We start from the raw sequence: 19,205 nt of genomic DNA on the forward strand, positions 1-19,205 counted from the left end.
AAATGAAAAATATAAATTCAAAATTCAAAATTTTCTTAATACTTAATACTTTATTCTTACTACTTCTCACCTCTTGTGGAGAAAAGAAAACAGAAGAAGCAGGTCACGAAGAAGAAAAATCAGAAAACGAAGTAGCATTAACAGCCTTACAATTCAAAACAGTTGGTATTCAAACAGGTTCTGTAGAAAACAGGAATCTTAATTTAGTGATTAAAGCCAATGGATATACGACAGTTCCACCACAAAATATGGCTAACATTTCAACCTTAATTGGAGGAACGGTTAAGGATATTTTTGTTTTAGAAGGCACCTATGTAAACAAAGGAAAAGTACTGGCAACTATTCAAAATTTAGAAGTAGTTGGAATGCAGGAAGATTATAATTCGGCTGTTGCCAATATTGAATACCTGCAATTAGAATACAATCGCCAGAAGACATTAACTGATGAAAATGTAAACCCTAGAAAAGTACTTCAGGAAGTAAAATCAAAACTAGCTGTTGAAAGAGCCAGAGCAAAAGCTGCAAAAAACAAATTGCAAGCCCTGAATATGAGTACAAGCGGATCAAGTTTGGTACCGATAGTTTCACCAATATCCGGTTATGTTGGAAAAATCAGCATTGCCAAAGGAGCATTTGCCGAAACAGGAATAACCCTTTTTGAAGTCGTGGATAATAGCCAGATGCACTTGGACTTAAACGTTTATGAAAAAGATTTGGAATCAATTTCTGTGGGGCAAACGATAGACTTTATTTTGACTAATCAAGGAAACAAATCCATTAAAGGAAAAATATTTGGTATCAATAAATCCTTTTCAAATGAAAGCAAAACCGTTGCTGTTCACGCCAAAATTAATCCAGCTGATTCCAAAGATTTAATTTCTGGAATGTATGTTTCTGCCAATATCAATATTAAAAATGCAACCGTCCCTGCCCTACCCAAAGATGCTGTTGTAAAAAATGGAGATAAATACTTTGTCTATATCCAAGAAGAACACGAAGAAAAAGCCACAGGTAAAAAAGCAGAAGCTCACGAACACAAAGAAGGCGAAGCACATTCTGAAGAAGCTGTTGGCGAGGAAGAAGGACACAACGAAGTACATTTCAAAGCAATAGAAGTTGTACCAGGAACAACAGATTTAGGGTATACCGAAGTGAAATTTGTTGAAGCAATTCCTGCCGATGCAAAAATTGTAATTAAAGGAGCTTTTTATTTACTGTCTGCTATGAAAGGTGGCGGTGAGCATACACATTAATAAGTAGTTTAAGAAGCATTAGTAAATTTTATTCACAACAATAGCTCGAATCGAACGAAGTGTGATAAAAAATATCCTAAAACGTTATGGGCAATTAGAAAATTTAAGACTATCTAAAACCGCTAGTATTATTTGTATTGGCGGTTGTGATAGTAAATTAATTGATGAAGACTATGCCCCCAAAATAATATTAGAAAAATCATTAATTGCTGAATATGAAAACAACAAAATATAGTTTTCTGCGAAATACTAGCGGAATAAAAAAGATAATAATTTGTCTTACCTTATCATTATTGTTGTATTTCATTTTACTGTTTTTTAAAATTGATATTAAAAACAGGATAATTTTATCCTGGGATATCTTTTGTCTTTCTCTAATTATATTTAGCTGGGCATTGTTTTTTACTACCACAAATAAAGATCTATGTGAGGTGGTAGATCGTCAGGATGATGGACTTAAAGTGATTTTTACGATAGTGCTCATTGCTGTTTGTGTTAGTTTGTTTGGTACTTTACTTCTTTTAAAAGGTACAGAAGAATCGTCCTTTAACAGAATATTTGATGCAATCGTTTCATTATCGCCCATTTTAGTGTCGTGGACATTGCTTCATACAATTTTTACAATTCGGTATGCACACTTATATCACGACCATAATCAATTAAAAACGGGTAGTAATGTTGGAGGTATCAAATTTCCTTGTAAGGAGGAGCCTGATTATATTGATTTCGCCTATTTCTCATTCGTAATTGGTATGACATTTCAAGTTTCAGATGTCCAAGTAAGCTCAAAGGTTATCAGAAGATTTGTTTTGTTGCACAGTCTAATTTCATTTGCGTTCAATACAATTATTGTGGCACTGACTATTAATAGTATTGCCAGTTTTAAATAACTATTTAATATAAAAAATTTAGAAAATGAACAAAAGACTCAATTGTTGGAAGTGTGTATTAATGCTTTCAGGTTTGCTTGGAATGGCTACCATTTTTTCATAATAACATTAACGAAGGATCAAATTAGGGTTTTAAATAATTCCTATTTGCACTCTCTTTTATATAATTTAAGAAACATTTTAAATCTAATTTGATGAAAAAATTAATCATACTAGGAATTATAAATATTGCAATAATGACGATTGTTTTTTCCTGTAAAGAAGAGAAAAAAGTACAAAAGGTTCATATTCACAAAAAGGCAGAAGCCCATATGATAGTCTACGAATGCCCTATGAAATGTGAAAAAGGGAAATTTTATGACATTTCTGGAAAATGTCCTGTTTGCAAAATGTCATTAATAAAAATTGAACACGAAGAAAATAAAAACCATTTAGAACATAATCATAAATAACTAAAAAAGAAACACCAACACAAATATGATGCAAACAGTAAACAGCTTTGGTGCAGACAGGAAGAAAAAATAAATCACCAAACAAACAATCAGGTTGTTCTATTCACAATGATTCAGAAAATCATTCTGATGATGTTCATAAACGCTAAAGCGAAAGAAATGTCTGCCGAAGATAAATAAAACGGCTGTTCGCACGATCTAGAGCACAAGCATTAAAAAGTAGAACATAAATGAGTATTGTTTTCTGTATCCATTTGCATTATAAAAATTTTGATTAAAAAGACAGAAGAATGAAAAACAAAATAAATTTGTTACAAATAACCAATTTAGCGGTGTTGTTTTTTTGCATAAACTTTGCAAATGCCCAGAATTTAGACATTGATGTTTTAAGAAACATAAATCATAATAGGAACAAATCACTGGATCCAGCATCAAAAGGAATTACAAATAGTCTAGCTCCTGTAAGTATTGGAACTCCAATTATTATGTACTCTGTCGGATTGATAATGAAAGATAGTACAGTCAAAAAGAAAGCTATTTTTATTGGAGAAGCCTTTTTGGCTTCAGGATTTATAACATTTGCTTTAAAAAAAACAGTAAATAGAGAACGACCATTTGTAACTTATCCAGATATTGAGCAAGTTACAACAGCAACCGGACCTTCTTTCCCATCAGGGCACGCTTCTTTAGCTTTTGCAACTGCCACTTCCTTGAGTATGGCGTATCCAAAATGGTACATTATTGCTCCTTCGTTTGCGTGGGCAAGTGCAGTAAGCTATTCTCGTATGGTATTGGGTGTTCATTATCCAAGTGACGTGTTAGCTGGCGCAATCATAGGAAGCGGATCAGCTTATCTTTCCTATAAATTGAATAAATGGGTTAATAAAAAACAGAGGAAAAAAATCCCACAACTTTGGGAATAAATAGTTCTTTTTATTTAAAATCAAATACTTATGTTTTATATATAGTAAAAATAAAAAGGTTACAAACATTCTAAAACGAAAGAAATACCCAACATCTGCAATGAAGTCTTTAAAAAACTTAAACCTATCCCAAACTGCCAGTATCATTGATGATTTTGAAAACTATTTCAAGGCAGTAGAACCGATTAGGCAATGCTTTTAGGAAGTACATTTCTTTTAATAAAAGATGAAGGAGAAATGGTCTCTGGATTCTCATAACTAAAAATACAATTTAAAAAAATGAAAAATATATTTAACAAACGATTTTCATTACTATATTCATTTATATCAACTTATGTTCTGATTTCTTTCGGGATAAGAATTTCCCTTTATGCTTTATCATTTGATGATATTGATTTTTCTCTTATTTCAATTATCAAAATTTTCAGTTTAGGATTTTTCTTTGACCTATCAGTAGCTTTGTTTTTTTCTACAATTTATTATTCATATCTACTTGCTTTACCTTCAAAACTTGTCGGTAGCATACTTGATAAGGTAATTACTTATTTTTTAATGGGTATTTTACTATTCATTAGTATTTTTTCTTTTGTTGCGGAATTTCCATTTTGGGAGGAATTCAATACAAGGTTTAACTTTATTGCTGTTGATTATTTAATATATACTTACGAAGTTTTTGAAAATATAAATCAATCCTATCCAATCCCATTAATAATTTTGGTTCTATTTACTTTAATCTTCATTATATATGTCATTTATAAGAAGAAAAATGTTTTTAGGGAAACATTCACAGAAAAACCAAAATTTAAAGAAAGGCTTTTTAATGTTTTACCTTTATTACTAGTAACATTACTTTTCGCTTTTTTTGCAAAAAATAAACTTGCAGAATGGAGCATCAATAATTATGAAAATGAATTAAGCAAAAATGGTGTTTTCTCTTTTTTTTCAGCATTGCATTCAAACGAGTTAGATTATACAACATTTTATAAAACATTGCCTAACAAAGAAGCATATAAAATAGTAAAAAAGGAATTGCTTCAAAACAATCAAGAATTTACAAATCAAGAAAAAGATGCGATTACAAGAAACGTAAGTGGCTCAAAAGAACAAGCCCCTAACATAGTTTTAATTGCTATTGAAAGTTTTAGTGCCGATTTTTTAAAACAATTTGGAAACCAACAAAATCTAACACCTAATTATGAAGCATTAGCAAAAAACAGCATATTCTTTACTAATATGTATGCTACAGGTACAAGAACTGTTCGAGGTATGGAAGCACTCACTCTCTGCGTTCCACCAACACCAGGAAACAGTATTGTAAGAAGACCAAATAATGAAAGTATATTTTCAATAGCTACGATATTAAAAAAGAAAAATTATGATTTAAGTTTTATATATGGAGGCGATGGCTATTTTGATAATATGAACACTTTTTTTGGCGGTCAAGGGTTTAATATAATAGATAGAAACAGAGGAAATCCGCTATCTGATAATATTAAAACAAAACGATTTGCAATAGAAGACAACGAAGTAACATTTGAAAATGCTTGGGGAATTTGTGATGAAGATAGTTATACTCAATCTATAAAATATGCCAATATAAATTCAAAAAAAAACAAACCTTTTTTTCAATTTATAATGACAACATCTAACCATAAACCCTATTCATTTCCTAATGGAAGAATAAATATGGTACAAGGAAGTAGAGAAAGTGCAGTAAAATATACTGATTTTGCTTTAGGACAATATATCAAAAAAGTGAAAACAAAACCTTGGTTTTCAAATACAATTTTTGTAATTGTTGCTGACCATTGTGCCAATAGTGCTGGTAAATGGGAAATAAATATTGAAAATCATCATATTCCAGCAATGATTTACAATTTGAATAATCAAAAACAAAAAATCAATAAACTTGTATCGCAAATTGACCTAATGCCAACAGTATTTGGATATTTGAATTGGAATTATCAAACAGAACTTTATGGCAAAGATATTAATATAATGAAACCTAATGAAGAAAGAGCTTTAATTGGAAATTATAGAACATTAGGATTATTAAAGAATAAATATTTTACAGAAATAAATGACCGAAAAAAAGTAAATAATTATATATGGGATGCAGAAAAGAAAATAATGAAAAAAATAGAAAATAAAAATTTAATTGATTTAGAAAAATTAACTGTTTCTTATTACCAAACTGCGAGTGAACGATTCAAAAATGGTAAGATGAAACAAAGTAATTAATTATAAATGATTATGTTTTTGTTCTAGATGGATTTTGTCTAAATAATTAAAAAATTAATTTATGCTATTAAATAAAAGAATATCAATATTCACATTTTTGAAACAAATAAAATTTGACATAACTGCCATTCTAATCTATGCTATAGTAGTAGGAATTGCTGACCAGTACGGTTTTCTGTCAAAAATAGAAATACCAATTGCTATGAGTGCCATAATCGGAACTGCATTATCATTATTACTGGCTTTTAGAACAGCCCATGCTTATGAAAGATGGTGGGAAGCAAGAATAATTTGGGGTGCAATAGTAAACGATTCAAGAACTTTAATACGTCAAGTAAAGCAATTTTTACCAGAAAAAGACACTAAAATTGTGCAGGATTTTGCGTACCGTCAAATAATTTGGTGTTATGTTTTAGGAGAATCGTTGCGAAAATTATCGTATTCAAAAAAAGTATACGACTATGTTAAAGAACATAAATTATCAAAAAACAACATCCCAAATGCAATAATTAATCAACATAGTGAAGCACTATCTAAACTAGAAATTAGCGATTTCAAGCAAATACAGATTGACAGTACTTTAAGTCGCTTGTGCGACTCTATGGGAAAATGCGAACGTATTAAAAACACCGTTTTTCCAAAATCATACAGCTTATTGGTACATTTTTTTATTTATGTTTTTGCCACGCTTTTACCATTTGGGTTAGATGATAAATATGTTTTAGTAGAAATATTTTTAACAGCTTTGATACCTATAATATTTATAGCCATAGAACGAACGGCAATTATATTACAAGATCCGTTCGAAAATGTAACAACCGACATTCCAATGACAAGTCTTGCAATAACAATAGAAATAAATATTAAAGAATTGATAGGCGATACAGATTTACCAATTGTAGAAAAGCCAAAATCGTTTTATATAATGTAATATATAAATTATGGATATAAATGCAGAATTAATTATTGTTTCCAAACTGATTGTCTCCTTTTTATTAGGAGGATTTATTGGTTTAGATAGAGAAAAACACTGTCAAGATGCAGGAATAAGAACGTATGCAGCCGTATGTATTGGCGCAACTTTGTTTACAGCTATTACAGCCCATTTGGTAAATAACCCAGCGGATACTTCAAGAGTAATTGCAAATATTGTAACAGGCGTTGGTTTTCTAGGTGCTGGAATTATTTATCGCAATTCTACTGCAGGAACATCACACGGATTAACAACAGCAGCAACCGTATGGTGTACATCAGCAGTTGGTGTTGCGGTAGGATTAGATATGTTTATTATAGCTATAATAGGTGCTTGCGCATTGTATTTTCTACTTTCATTACACCATCAAAAATGGTATATAAAATGGAAGCAAAATATGATAATAAAACACGGTAAGGAAAACGAAAATGATTAAATAAAATATTCTTAATTAATTTAAAATGATTAAAAAATGAAAAATACAGATCCAAAACACAAGCACACTTATGATGCTCAAGGTAAAATGACTTGCTGTTCACAAGAAGAAAAAATAAATAAAATGGCAGATAAGCAGGTAAAAAAGAAAACTAAAAAAGAAAGCTGTTGTAGCAACGAACACGATGATACAAAGGCTAAAAAAATAGTAAAGGACCAGCACAATCACGATGAGCATTCGGATGATGACGGACACGACCATTCAGGCGGTAATCAAACGACGTTTCAAATGTTCTTGCCAGCAGTTATAAGTTTTGTGCTATTACTCATTGCTATTGGTTTTGATAATTATTTTCCACAAACTTGGTTCACTGGCTGGGTCCGTATTTCTTGGTATGTAGTAGCTTATGCTCCTGTTGGTTTTCCGGTAATAAAAGAAGCTTTTGAAAGCATACGTAAAGGCGAAATCTTTTCAGAATTCCTATTAATGAGTATTGCTACAATCGGAGCATTCGCTATTGGTGAATATCCCGAAGGTGTTGCCGTAATGCTATTTTATGCCGTTGGCGAAGTATTTCAAACACTGGCAGTTCAAAGAGCAAAAAACAACATCAAATTATTGTTGGATCAAAGACCAGATACCGCTACAGTTATCAAAGAGGGCAATACTATTGATAAAAAAGCAGCTGAAATTGTCATTGGAGAAATAATCCAATTACGCCCAGGAGAAAAATTAGCACTCGACGGAAAATTACTTTCAGATAATGCTTCCTTAAACACAGCAGCATTAACAGGAGAAAGCAAACCAGATACAAAACAAAAAGGAGAAACCGTTCTTGCAGGAATGATTAACCTGAATACAGTTGTTCAAGTCGAAGTGACAACGGCTTACACTGATAGTAAGTTGTCAAAAATCCTTGAGATGGTGCAAGATGCCACGGCTAAAAAAGCACCTACCGAACTATTTATTCGAAGATTTGCTAAAATATACACCCCAATAGTTGTGTTTTTGGCAATCTGTATTTGTTTAGTTCCAATGATATTCATAGAAAATTATATCTTCAACGATTGGTTATACCGAGCTTTAGTTTTCTTGGTTATTTCCTGTCCTTGTGCGCTGGTAATTTCTATTCCTTTGGGATATTTTGGAGGTATTGGTGCAGCAAGTAAAAATGGAATTTTAGTAAAAGGCTCGAATTTTCTAGATATAATGGCATCTATTCAAACAGTAGTTATGGACAAAACTGGAACGCTGACCAAAGGCGTTTTTAAAGTTCAAAAAGTGGTAGCCGTTGATATTCCGGAAGCTGATTTAATAAAATTCACAGCAGCATTAGAAACCAAATCCACACATCCGGTAGGAACTGCTATTATTGAATATGCCAAAGGTTCAGAAAAAGAGGTAACAGTTACCGATGTCGAAGAAATTGCAGGACACGGATTGAAAGGTAATGTAGAAGGAAAAGAAATATTGGCAGGAAATGTAAAATTAATGAAGAAATTCAATATCAGTTACGATGCTGAAATCGACAACACACCATTTACAATAATAGTTATTGCCATCAATCAAAAATATGCAGGATACTTTCTAATTGCTGACGAAATAAAAGAAGATGCAAAAACAGCTATCGAAAGTTTGCATAAAATAAACATCAAAACCGTAATGCTTTCGGGAGATAAACAAGCCGTTGCAGATGCTGTTGCAAAAGAATTAAATATCGATCAAGCCTATGGCGATTTGTTGCCTGAAAACAAAGTGGAAAAAGTTGAGGAATTAAAATCTCAAAACTTAAAAATTGCTTTTGTGGGCGATGGTGTAAACGATGCGCCAGTGGTTGCCCTTGCCGATGCCGGAATTGCAATGGGTGGTTTAGGAAGCGATGCCACTATTGAAACTGCAGATATTGTTATTCAAAATGACCAGCCTACAAAAATTTTTACAGCTATAAATATTGGTAAAAAAACAAAACAAATAGTGTATCAGAACATTGGATTAGCATTCGCTGTAAAAGCAGTTGTTTTGGTTCTTGGTGCAGGAGGTTTAGCTACAATGTGGGAAGCCGTTTTTGCAGATGTTGGTGTAGCAATGTTAGCTATTTTAAATGCTATTAGAATTCAAAGAATGAAGTTTTAAATCTGATATTAATAAGAAGCGTCCATTAATAGGGACGCTCTTTAAAATATTTATGATTTTTTTGGAGGTGTTTTTCCTCCTGCACAACAAGAACCATCTACACTACAAGATTTTTTCTCATTAGAGACTAGAACCATTACCCAATAAAATCAAAGTATTTTAAAAGTTATTATTTTTAACCCTAAAAATATTGCGTTATAAAAAAAGCTGTCCAAATCATTTTAGACAGCTTTTTTCTATTTTTGAAACTGTTTAATGCCATATTTCAGCCATTGTTCATATTCAGTAATGTCTGGCATATATCCAACTGGTTGGTTTAAACTTTTCTCTTTTGTATCCAAAATGATATAATACGGCTGAGCGTTTGCCTTATAACGAGTGATTTGGAAATCACTCCATTTGTTTCCTATTGATTTTATCTTTTTGCCAGTTTCTTTAGAGACATATTGTTCCTCGATAGGCAATTCTCTTTTGTCATCAACATATAGTGAAATAAGAACTACTTCATTATTTAAAATAGATAAAATGCGAGGATCCGACCAAACATAATCTTCCATTTTTCGGCAATTTACACAAGCAAATCCTGTAAAATCCAAGAGAATAGGTTTGTTTACACTTTTGGCATAAGCCAATCCTTTTTCATAATCGGTAAAAGCCATAATATCATGTGGTCCTTTATGTGCTCCGTCTGGTAATGCTATTGCTGATGTAGATTCTCTGTTGGAGCCGCCTACACCGTATGGAGATTCGCTATAGGTCATAGGTGGAGGAAAGCCACTTATTAATTTTAATGGAGCACCCCATAAACCTGGAATAAGATATATTGTAAATACCAATATTAATAATCCAACAGATAAACGTCCTACCGAAATAGAAGATGAAGGAGAATCATGTGGCAAAGTTATCTTTCCGAATAAGTAGAATGCCAAAGTACCGAATATCGCTATCCAAATGGCTAAAAATATTTCTCTTTCAAACCAGTGCAATTGCAATACTAAATCGGCATTAGACAAGAATTTAAATGCTAAAGCTAATTCTATAAAACCTAAAAATACTTTTACTGTATTTAACCATCCGCCAGATTTTGGTAATGTATTTAACCAACCTGGGAACATGGCAAATAACATAAAGGGTAATGCTAAAGCAAAAGAAAAACCTAACATTCCTACAATTGGTGCGATACCTCCTTTGGAAGCTGCTTCAACCAGTAAAGTTCCTATAATTGGTCCGGTACAAGAAAAGGAAACGATTGCAAGAGCCAATGCCATGAATACGATTCCTAATATTCCACCTTTATCCGCTTGACGGTCTACCTTATTTGCCCAAGAATTAGGTAACATGATTTCGAAAGCACCTAAAAATGATAACGAAAATACAACTAATAATACAAAGAAAATAACATTAAACCATACATTGGTAGATAATGCATTTAGTGCATCGGCACCAAAAATTAAGGTAATTACTGTTCCCAAAAATACATAAATCAAGATAATCGAAATACCATAAATAATCGCATTTTTGATCCCTTTGGCTTTGGTTTTACTTTGTTTTGTAAAGAAACTTACCGTCATGGGAATCATAGGAAATACGCAAGGAGTAAGCAAGGCTGCAAAACCAGATAAGAAAGCGATAAAGAAAATCATATATAAACTCGAATCAGATTCTTTCGATTCTGGTTGTTTTTCTATTGTGGAATTCGCATCAGTTTTAGTAGTTTTCTCATTTACAATATCCGCAGCTTGGATTTCTTTTGCTTCAAGCGTTTTAAGATTAAACTCAAAGTATTTTGTTTCGCTAATACAGTTTTCCTTGCAAACTTGGTAAGAAAGCTCCACTTGTATAATTTCCTTTTCTGGATTAATCTGTTTGATTAATTGGGTAAAAGTAACTTTATCGGAAAAGAAGATTTCATCGACACCAAAGATTTCATTAAACTCTCGTTTGGTTTCACTTTCGGTTGCTTTTCCAATAAATTCATAATTGCTTTTGTTATCATGAAAAATGAATTCGGCAGGAAGAGGACCATCTTCAGGTGTAAATTGAGAATATACGTGCCAACCTGCTTCGATATTACCATTAAAAGTAAGTACATATTCTGAGGTGGATTTCTTCTCGATTCTAGGTTCCCATTTCACAGGATTTATAATCTGTGCCTGGACTTTGACAAAAACAAAGCCCAAGAGTAATAAATAAAAGATTTTCTTCATTTTATAAGTTTAATCAGAACGATTTGTTCTGGTGATAATTTGATTTTACACGTGTCATTTCCCGATAAGCCATAGGAAGTGTTTCGATGGTCTTTTGCCATCGAAACACTTATTTTATGAACTTTAGATTTAAATTAAAATCTTGGCGAAGTAATTTATTTGGTCACATTAAAAAAAGTATATTCCAGTTTTAAGAAAACACCATCAGATGTGGCACGTTGCATCGAGCTATACAATTCTTTTTTGTATGCAAGGTCAATTCTCGCCTGACTGTTAATGATAAACTGAATCGAAGGAACTACATCCAGATATGATTTTCCGTTTTCGGTTATCGTTTGTCCAGTAAATTCCAGCATCGCATTGATGTTGGTTTGTTTAAAACTTGTATAATTTTTTGGATACATTAATTTCCCTACTGAGAACGTATAATTTACTGCGCTGTTACCCAAAAAATCCGGAAAGCTATAATCACTGTTATTAAGTGCCCGCGCGTAACTTACAGAAGAACTTATGGCAACTTTATGGATTAACTGAGTAGCTACCAGACCAGCTTCGTAACCAGAGTTTCCTCCCATTAAGTCTATAGCTTCCTGATTAATAAAAGAGTTATTATAACTGTATCGTCCAAAGGCAGCCATCCTAAAATGACTTTGTAAATCATCTACAGAAAAGAAACGATATTTAGCATAAAAACCACCACCTTTAAGTCCCAATCCATTTTCTTGGTTACTAAGAAAAGCTGAGGTACGAACCATGATATTTTTATTTATTCCCCAAGTAACTTCGGGCGTTAAATTATACATAGACCCACTTTCCAGTTGATTTTTCATAAGAGATTGACCAACCCGAACCCCAATAGAACCCGCCGGAACATTACTAGCGGGTTCGGTTACTACAAATAATTCCTGTGCATCTATTTTGAATGAAACAAGTAATAAGAAAACAATTGATAGATATTTCATTTTTATAAGGCTTTTAAATAATAATCATTTTCATTTTCCGTGGCATAACCAGGATATTTTGAATATGATTTAATTAGTTTTTTATACTCTTTTTGGGTTACAAAACCTTTATCCAAAACTCTGAATTTTGCTTCTGTATCAGCTACTGCGTTTTTAGTATCTATAAAAGTATACGTAACATCATCGATTTTTACTGTTGCATTATCTTCAATTTTTGGAGTATCAAACTTTGCGGTCAAGACCATAGAACCTACAAAAAAACCAGCTTTCTCAACCGCATTTTTCAACACTTTAGGTTGTAATGTATTTTTTTTCTTAAAGTAAACAGTAAAGGTATTGGTGTTTAAATCGGTACCAATACTATCAACTTGAGTTAAGGATTTTAACTGTTTGTTTATAGCATTAGAACACATAGAGCAAGTTAATCCTGTTGCCATTATTTCGGCTTTAGTGATTTGAGAATATGATTTTACACCAGTTAATAATACTAAAAGTGTAGCGGCTACGAATTTTATATGTAATGTTTTCATTTTATTTTTTGTTTTTTTTGATTTGAGCAATTATTTGTGCTTCGGTTGGGTTTATGGCAATCAGTTTTCCTGATGCATCAAAAAGATAGGTTTCAGGCAGTGCTTCAACTCCAAAAGCCACAGCCGTTTTGGCATCAAAACCTTTCGGGTCGATTAATTGCTGGTGTTTCATTTTGTCTTTTTCAATGGCTTTTAACCATTTTGATTTATCGATATCAATTGAAATTCCAACAATTTCAAAATTCTGACCTTTGTATTGGTCATACATTTTTACCAATTTTTTGTTAGCCATTCGGCAAGGTGCGCACCATGATGCCCAAAAATCTACCAAAACTGTTTTTCCTTTAAAAGTATTTAGTTTAACTGTAGCGTTCTTATTGTTTTGAAGCTGAACATCTGGAAAAGAATCTCCTATTTTTATTTGTGCACTTGCTATAGAAACAGTTGCTATCAGGGAGAGTAATGTGATTATATTTTTTATTTTGAACATGAAATTTAATTTAAATGATTGATTATGATTACTCCGCTTTTTTAGGACTTGCTTCTCTATCATATTGGCAACATCCATGCAATTCATCGTAAACAGCATTTGGGGCACTAAATTTTTCATTGTCATATCCAGCATCTGCAACACGTTTTAGTATGGCATCAAGATTGGTTTTCTTAGTATCGTAGGTAACTGTAGCGGTTTTGGTGTTCGTGTCCCAATTTACTTTGGCAACTTTATCAATGTTTGCAGCCGTTTCAATAGTTTTTTTGCACATGCCACAATTACCATTGATTTTTACGGTTTCAGTTGTTTTGTTTTTTATTTGCGCGCTGGCGAAAGTGACTGATAGCAATAGAGTCATTGCCATCAATAATTTTTTTATTGAGTTCATTGTTTTTATAATTTTGAATGAATTAATCCTAGAGCATGACAGAAACCATAGTATTTAGAGCTATGAATAGCGTTGATTGGATTAATATTTAATGATTTTTTAAGCCATAAAACAGGCTTTGGATTAGACAGATTTGTAACTGTCAGGAAATGAATCTAGCTTATTTTAGGTGGAAGCCAGATAGAACGGAAATCTGAAGAAATAAAGATTTCTGAATAATAGTAATTTTGTTTCCTTTCTGAAAAACTAAAAAGAGAATTATTTTCTGTTTGGAAAGAAAGTATCGAGGAATAACCGCAGTAAGCAGTTGGGCAACCACAAGAATTACCTACACAGCTATTATCGCAATTGTGTTCTTTCTTATTAGAATCTTTTTTCTTGCAACAGTCTTTTACTGTAAATTCTTTTTTACAACATGGCATTTCTTTTTTTGTCCCATGCGCATAAGTAAGCGTTGGTCCCAAAAGAAAACCAAGCATAACGAGTAGCAATATGTAGAACTTTTTTGTCATACTGGGCACAAATCTACAATTTTATTAGCTGACTCGAATGTTAATTTTTTTGTAAATGTTCTATTATAATTGATTCTTCAATTATGTTTAGTGACACCCCGCTGAAATAAAAACAGTTTAATTAATTGATAATCAGTATTTTTTGTTTTTAGGACTAAAAGATCGTTTTTAATTTACTGAACACTTGTAACATGTAGATTAGTAATTTTTACAAATTAAAAGAAATATAATTGTTGATTATGAAACCAGTTAATTGATAACGTATCCCAACTGAAGAACTGGAAATTCATCGCTTTTATTCCACAAACGGAAAGAATTGATAAAATTATCGATGGATTTGAATAGTCATATATCTTCCATGAAATTACATTAAAAGCTAGTGAATTCAAATTTCTAACTTTAGATTATGATGAGAAAACTCAAAATTTCGATATAATAGTTTTCCTGAAAAACTAAAATTTATATCAACTGGCTCAAATACCAGATAATAATGAGGAATTAATCCATTTATATGATTTAAATTTTTACATAGATGAGATTAACACTCATAACAAAGATTTAAGTAGTTTAGTCTTCATCTATTTGCTTCCCTAATAATACTTTTAATGAGAATATAAATCAAAACAAAATAGTAGTGATGAAATTTTTTTAACAAGTCTTTATTGAAAATTAAGATTATTTCTCTAACTTTGTCCAATATTAGATTTTCTATACAAATGAAAAAGTTTCACATTTTATTAATCGTTGTACTTGGCTTCTTCTTGATGCCAATGGTAACTTTTGCGTGTGGAAACAATTCAGAAAAACAATCTTGCAAAAAAGAAATCTCTTCTAAAACAGATAAAAAAGATTGTTGCGAAGGTGATAATCATTCGAAGAATAAAAATCATAAAGGTTGTGGAGGAAAATGCAGCCATTCTAAATGTGGTTGTGCTTCTTCTTGCAACACATCTGTTTCTATTAATGAATTGAACTTTAATAAAAATATTTTTAATTTCTTTTCAGAAAAACAAAATTTTTACAATTACGAAACCTCCATTTCTTCTGGTTTCAATTCTTTATGGCTTATACCAAAAATAGGCTAAATTTTAAATTTGATAGCCATAATTGTGTCAAATCAAAAGCAATTATTGCTTTAAATCATTTACTTTCTCAGTTAATTTCATTTTCAAAAGGCTGGCTTTGTTGTGCTGTCATTTTGTTCTTGTTTAACTAATTCAATTTAAAATTATTTTACAATGAAATCACTAAAAAAAATAGTGATGGCAATAACTCTATTGCTATCATTCACAGTGTCTAATGCGCAAATCAAAAACGCTAAAACTGAAACCGTAAAAATATTCGGGAATTGTGGAATGTGCGAAACCACCATAGAAAAAGCAGGAAGTCTCAAGAAAATTGCGAATGTTGATTGGAATAAAGACACCAAAATGGCTACGCTTACTTATGATGCTAAAAAAACCAATCAAGATGAAATCTTAAAACGTATTGCACTTGCGGGTTATGATAGCGAAAAATTCCTTGCTCCAGATGCTGCATATTCAAAACTTCCGGGATGTTGTCAATACGATCGTGAAGCAAAAGTTGCAGTAAAAACGGAAACAAAATCCGAAGAAACTAAAATGGAAATGAACGACCATTCTACAATGACTGAAAACCAAGGAACAGACCAACTAAAACCAGTTTTCGATAATTATTTTTCATTGAAAGATGCCTTGGTAAAAACAGATAGTAAAATGGCTTCTGCAAAGTCAAAAGATTTATTAACCGCAATCACTGTCGTAAAAATGGAAACATTGAAAATGGATGTACATATGACTTGGATGAAAGTTTATAAAGATTTAACTGCTGATGCAAAAAATATTTCTGAAACACAGGATATCAAAAAGCAAAGAGAACTTTTCAAATCATTATCTAAAAATACGTATGAGTTGATAAAAGTTTCAAAATTTACTGAACCGGTTTATTATCAATATTGCCCGATGCAAGATGCCAATTGGTTAAGTAAAGAAAATACAATTAAAAATCCTTACTACGGATCACAAATGTTGAGTTGTGGTAAAACAGTAGAAACAATAAAATAATAAAATTAAAACTTTAAAAAATGAAGAATATATCTTTTACCGCATCAATAATTGGAGCAATACTTTTATCATCTTGTAATAAAGATGATAATATGGATATGACAAATGCAGCATTAAACGTTAATTATCCAGCAGCGTATGTTGTCAATGGTGAAGATGCAACAATTTCAGTAATCAAATTATCAACTAATGAAGTTACAGGAACTATTCCATTGATGGGAACCGATACAGATATGATAATGTGGCCACACCATATTTCTTCACATTCAAATCATCTTGCAATTGGAGTTCCGGGAATGGATTTAAGCGCAGGACACGCAGTGACAGGAACTATGTCGGGTAAACTTGTTGTTATTGATGCAACAACTGGTTCAATTGTTAAAAAAATGGGTTTACCTGTAATGAACCACAATACTATTTATTCTCCAAATGGTACAGAAATTTGGGTGCCTCAAATGGATATGAACGGAAAAGTATTGGTGTATGACGCTACAACTTATGCGTTGAAAAGTACAATTACTGTAGGTATGATGCCTGCAGAATTAACTTTCTCTTCGGACGGGACAAAAGCCTATGTTGCTAATGGCGATGATGATAACGTTTCAGTAATCAATGTAGCATCAAAATCAGTAGTTGCAACGGTTACAGTTGGTAACAATCCTGTTGGAGCTTGGACTGGTACAGATGGTAAAATGTATGTTGATAACGAAGACGGACAATCTATTTCTGTTATAAATGTAGCTACAAATGCCGTTGACCAAACTATTATTTTAGGATTTATGCCCGGAATTGCCTCACACAACGGAACAAAAAGCGAATTATGGGTTTCAGATCCAATGAATGGAAAAGTACATTATTGGACTTGGGATGCTGGTATGATGATGTGGATCCACGGTGGCGCTTTTAATACGGGTGCTGGTGCTCACGCAATTTCTTTCACTATGGACGGAAACACTGCCTATGTAACCAACCAAACAGCAAATACAGTTTCTGTTGTAAATGTTACCAATCATACCGTTACTAAAACAATCAATGTTGGTAAAAAACCAAATGGGGTTGTAATAAAAATGTAAACTATTAATTTCTAAAATATCAAATGTAAATTTGATAAACGATTAAAATGGCTTGCAATTGATCAGTGTTAATATTATAAACAATTAATTAAAACTGTAAAAAATGAAAAATCTAATTATCGTACTAAGCGTATTCTTAGCAGTTAGCACAGTAGCATCAGCTCAAGAAGCTACAAAATCTTCGCAAAAGGAAGCTCAAAAAACAACTTATACTTGCCCAATGCATCCAGAAGAAGTGAGTTTAATAGAAGGAAAATGTAGCAAATGTGGAATGACAATGGTAAAAACCACTGAAAAAATAGATACTCACGCTACAAAAGGCAGTCAACCTAAAACTAAAATTGTAACAAAATATGTTTGTCCAATGGACGGCTCAACTTCTGATACCGAAGGGAAATGTTCTAAATGTGGAACTAGGATGGTAAAAATTACCGAAAAGATAGATACTCACGCTACAAAAGGCAGTCAACCTAAAACTAAAATTGTAACAAAATATGTTTGTCCAATGGACGGCTCAACTTCTGATACCGAAGGGAAATGTTCTAAATGTGGAACTGGAATGGTAAAAATTACCGAAAAGATAGATACTCACGCTACAAAAGGCAGTCAACCTAAAACTAAAATTGTAACAAAATATGTTTGTCCAATGGATGGCTCAACTTCTGACAAACCGGGGGAATGTCCTAAATGTGGAATGGAAATGACTAAAACGGAGGGTAAGAAAAAATAATCCAGTCGCATAAATTTTAAATTTCCTTTTAGTTTAATTCAATGCACATGATACCAATAATAAGGATGCAATGATTTTAATGACCCTATAAAACGAAAAAATTAATTTCTATATAAAAATGGGTTTTCAAAAAAATATTCATCAAAAAATGTTGCAAATACCAACAATATCAATTAAAAAAAATAATAAAATGAAAAATCTAATCCTTTCAGCCATAGCGATGGCATTTGTACTAGTTTCTTGTAATCAAAAAAATAAAGAAGCTGCAACAACTAATTCGGAAACAACAGAGAGTACCTCGCAATTATACGCGTGTCCTATGCACCCAGAGGTTACAGGAAAAAAAGGTGAAAAATGTTCAAAATGTGGAATGGAATTAACCGAACCAGTTGTACAAAATGAAGCAGCTCATGATCATACTGATGGTAGTCATAGTCATAATGATACAACAACAGTTGAAGTTAATACTGAAGCTACATCGGTTACCCAAACAACATTTTCAACAAGCGAAATAATCTCTGGCTATTTAAAACTCAAAAACGCACTCACAAAAGACGATACAAAAGGAGCAGCCAATGCGGGTAAAGCATTATATGCAACTTTCAATAAAGTCAATACCAATGCAATAGATCCAAAATTGAAAACAGAATATATTGATATTTCTGATGATGCTAAAGAACAGGCAGAACACATTGGTGATAATGGCGGGAAAATTGACCACCAAAGAGAACATTTTGCGATGTTGAGTAAAGATGTGAATGATTTGATAAAAATATTTGGAGCAAAACAAAAACTATATCAAGATTTTTGTCCTATGTATAATGAAGGAAAAGGGGCTATTTGGATAAGTGAAAGCAAAGAAATAAAAAATCCATACTACGGTTCGAAAATGCTTACTTGTGGTTCTATGAAAAAACAATTATAA

19 protein-coding genes are annotated in these 19,205 nt (G+C 32.1%); 14 read left to right on the forward strand and 5 right to left on the reverse strand.

Features of this window, described 5'->3' with window-relative positions; translation table 11 throughout:
• Window positions 1-2 precede the first annotated feature (2 nt).
• The 9 genes from G9Q29_RS12230 (at window position 3) to G9Q29_RS12270 (ending at window position 9,301) form a co-directional block, all read left to right on the forward strand.
• A complete protein-coding gene (locus G9Q29_RS12230) occupies window positions 3-1,253 on the forward strand; it encodes an efflux RND transporter periplasmic adaptor subunit (RefSeq protein WP_024981662.1) in 1,251 nt (416 codons plus the stop codon).
• A gap of 61 nt (window positions 1,254-1,314) precedes the next feature.
• Window positions 1,315-1,488, forward strand: coding sequence for a hypothetical protein (locus G9Q29_RS12235; RefSeq protein WP_165930050.1), 174 nt, complete (start codon window positions 1,315-1,317; stop codon window positions 1,486-1,488).
• Window positions 1,469-2,143: a DUF1345 domain-containing protein gene (locus G9Q29_RS12240; RefSeq protein WP_086454894.1), complete on the forward strand. Its 675-nt coding sequence runs from the start codon at window positions 1,469-1,471 to the stop codon at window positions 2,141-2,143. The genes G9Q29_RS12235 and G9Q29_RS12240 overlap by 20 nt, the downstream gene beginning before the upstream one ends.
• Before the next feature lie 194 nt (window positions 2,144-2,337).
• A complete protein-coding gene (locus tag G9Q29_RS12245) occupies window positions 2,338-2,595 on the forward strand; it encodes a heavy metal-binding domain-containing protein (protein WP_166137781.1) in 258 nt (85 codons plus the stop codon).
• A 290-nt stretch (window positions 2,596-2,885) separates the two neighbouring features.
• Entirely contained in the window at window positions 2,886-3,518 is a 633-nt protein-coding gene (locus G9Q29_RS12250) for a phosphatase PAP2 family protein (RefSeq protein WP_086455356.1), read from the forward strand.
• Between the two features lie 279 nt (window positions 3,519-3,797).
• Window positions 3,798-5,759, forward strand: coding sequence for an LTA synthase family protein (locus G9Q29_RS12255; protein ID WP_024981666.1), 1,962 nt, complete (start codon window positions 3,798-3,800; stop codon window positions 5,757-5,759).
• 61 nt (window positions 5,760-5,820) lie between these two features.
• Window positions 5,821-6,690, forward strand: coding sequence for a bestrophin family protein (locus G9Q29_RS12260; protein WP_166137784.1), 870 nt, complete (start codon window positions 5,821-5,823; stop codon window positions 6,688-6,690).
• Window positions 6,691-6,700: 10 nt separating this feature from the next.
• Complete coding sequence (locus G9Q29_RS12265; protein WP_086452997.1) at window positions 6,701-7,168, forward strand: MgtC/SapB family protein; 468 nt, start codon at window positions 6,701-6,703, stop codon at window positions 7,166-7,168.
• 36 nt (window positions 7,169-7,204) lie between these two features.
• Window positions 7,205-9,301 carry a heavy metal translocating P-type ATPase gene (locus G9Q29_RS12270; RefSeq protein ID WP_166137787.1) on the forward strand — a complete coding sequence of 699 codons (2,097 nt, stop codon included), beginning with the start codon at window positions 7,205-7,207 and terminating at the stop codon, window positions 9,299-9,301.
• Window positions 9,302-9,537: 236 nt separating this feature from the next.
• On the opposite strand, the gene G9Q29_RS12275 is transcribed toward G9Q29_RS12270, so the two are convergent.
• The 5 genes from G9Q29_RS12275 to G9Q29_RS12295 form a co-directional block, all read right to left on the reverse strand.
• On the reverse strand, window positions 9,538-11,508 hold the full coding sequence (locus G9Q29_RS12275; RefSeq protein WP_113634450.1) for a protein-disulfide reductase DsbD family protein: 1,971 nt from the start codon (window positions 11,506-11,508) through the stop codon (window positions 9,538-9,540).
• Window positions 11,509-11,663: 155 nt separating this feature from the next.
• Window positions 11,664-12,470, reverse strand: a complete 807-nt coding sequence (locus G9Q29_RS12280; RefSeq protein WP_113634451.1) for a hypothetical protein — start codon at window positions 12,468-12,470, stop codon at window positions 11,664-11,666.
• A gap of 2 nt (window positions 12,471-12,472) precedes the next feature.
• Window positions 12,473-13,000, reverse strand: coding sequence for a heavy-metal-associated domain-containing protein (locus G9Q29_RS12285; RefSeq protein WP_225872937.1), 528 nt, complete (start codon window positions 12,998-13,000; stop codon window positions 12,473-12,475).
• A gap of 1 nt (window position 13,001) precedes the next feature.
• On the reverse strand, window positions 13,002-13,490 hold the full coding sequence (locus tag G9Q29_RS12290) for a TlpA family protein disulfide reductase (protein WP_113634453.1): 489 nt from the start codon (window positions 13,488-13,490) through the stop codon (window positions 13,002-13,004).
• 28 nt (window positions 13,491-13,518) lie between these two features.
• Window positions 13,519-13,881: a heavy-metal-associated domain-containing protein gene (locus tag G9Q29_RS12295; protein WP_086452991.1), complete on the reverse strand. Its 363-nt coding sequence runs from the start codon at window positions 13,879-13,881 to the stop codon at window positions 13,519-13,521.
• Window positions 13,882-15,109: 1,228 nt separating this feature from the next.
• Here G9Q29_RS12295 and G9Q29_RS12300 point away from each other — a divergent pair.
• From G9Q29_RS12300 to G9Q29_RS12320, 5 genes are all read left to right on the forward strand, one after another.
• Window positions 15,110-15,478 carry a hypothetical protein gene (locus G9Q29_RS12300; RefSeq protein WP_086452989.1) on the forward strand — a complete coding sequence of 123 codons (369 nt, stop codon included), beginning with the start codon at window positions 15,110-15,112 and terminating at the stop codon, window positions 15,476-15,478.
• 153 nt (window positions 15,479-15,631) lie between these two features.
• Complete coding sequence (locus tag G9Q29_RS12305; RefSeq protein WP_086452988.1) at window positions 15,632-16,477, forward strand: DUF3347 domain-containing protein; 846 nt, start codon at window positions 15,632-15,634, stop codon at window positions 16,475-16,477.
• A 20-nt stretch (window positions 16,478-16,497) separates the two neighbouring features.
• A complete protein-coding gene (locus tag G9Q29_RS12310; protein ID WP_086452987.1) occupies window positions 16,498-17,550 on the forward strand; it encodes a YncE family protein in 1,053 nt (350 codons plus the stop codon).
• 103 nt (window positions 17,551-17,653) lie between these two features.
• On the forward strand, window positions 17,654-18,280 hold the full coding sequence (locus tag G9Q29_RS12315) for a heavy metal-binding domain-containing protein (protein WP_086452986.1): 627 nt from the start codon (window positions 17,654-17,656) through the stop codon (window positions 18,278-18,280).
• Between the two features lie 190 nt (window positions 18,281-18,470).
• On the forward strand, window positions 18,471-19,205 hold the full coding sequence (locus G9Q29_RS12320; protein ID WP_086453000.1) for a DUF3347 domain-containing protein: 735 nt from the start codon (window positions 18,471-18,473) through the stop codon (window positions 19,203-19,205).

Origin of the sequence: Flavobacterium turcicum (genome assembly GCF_011365745.1) — a bacterium.
Classification (GTDB): domain Bacteria; phylum Bacteroidota; class Bacteroidia; order Flavobacteriales; family Flavobacteriaceae; genus Flavobacterium; species Flavobacterium turcicum.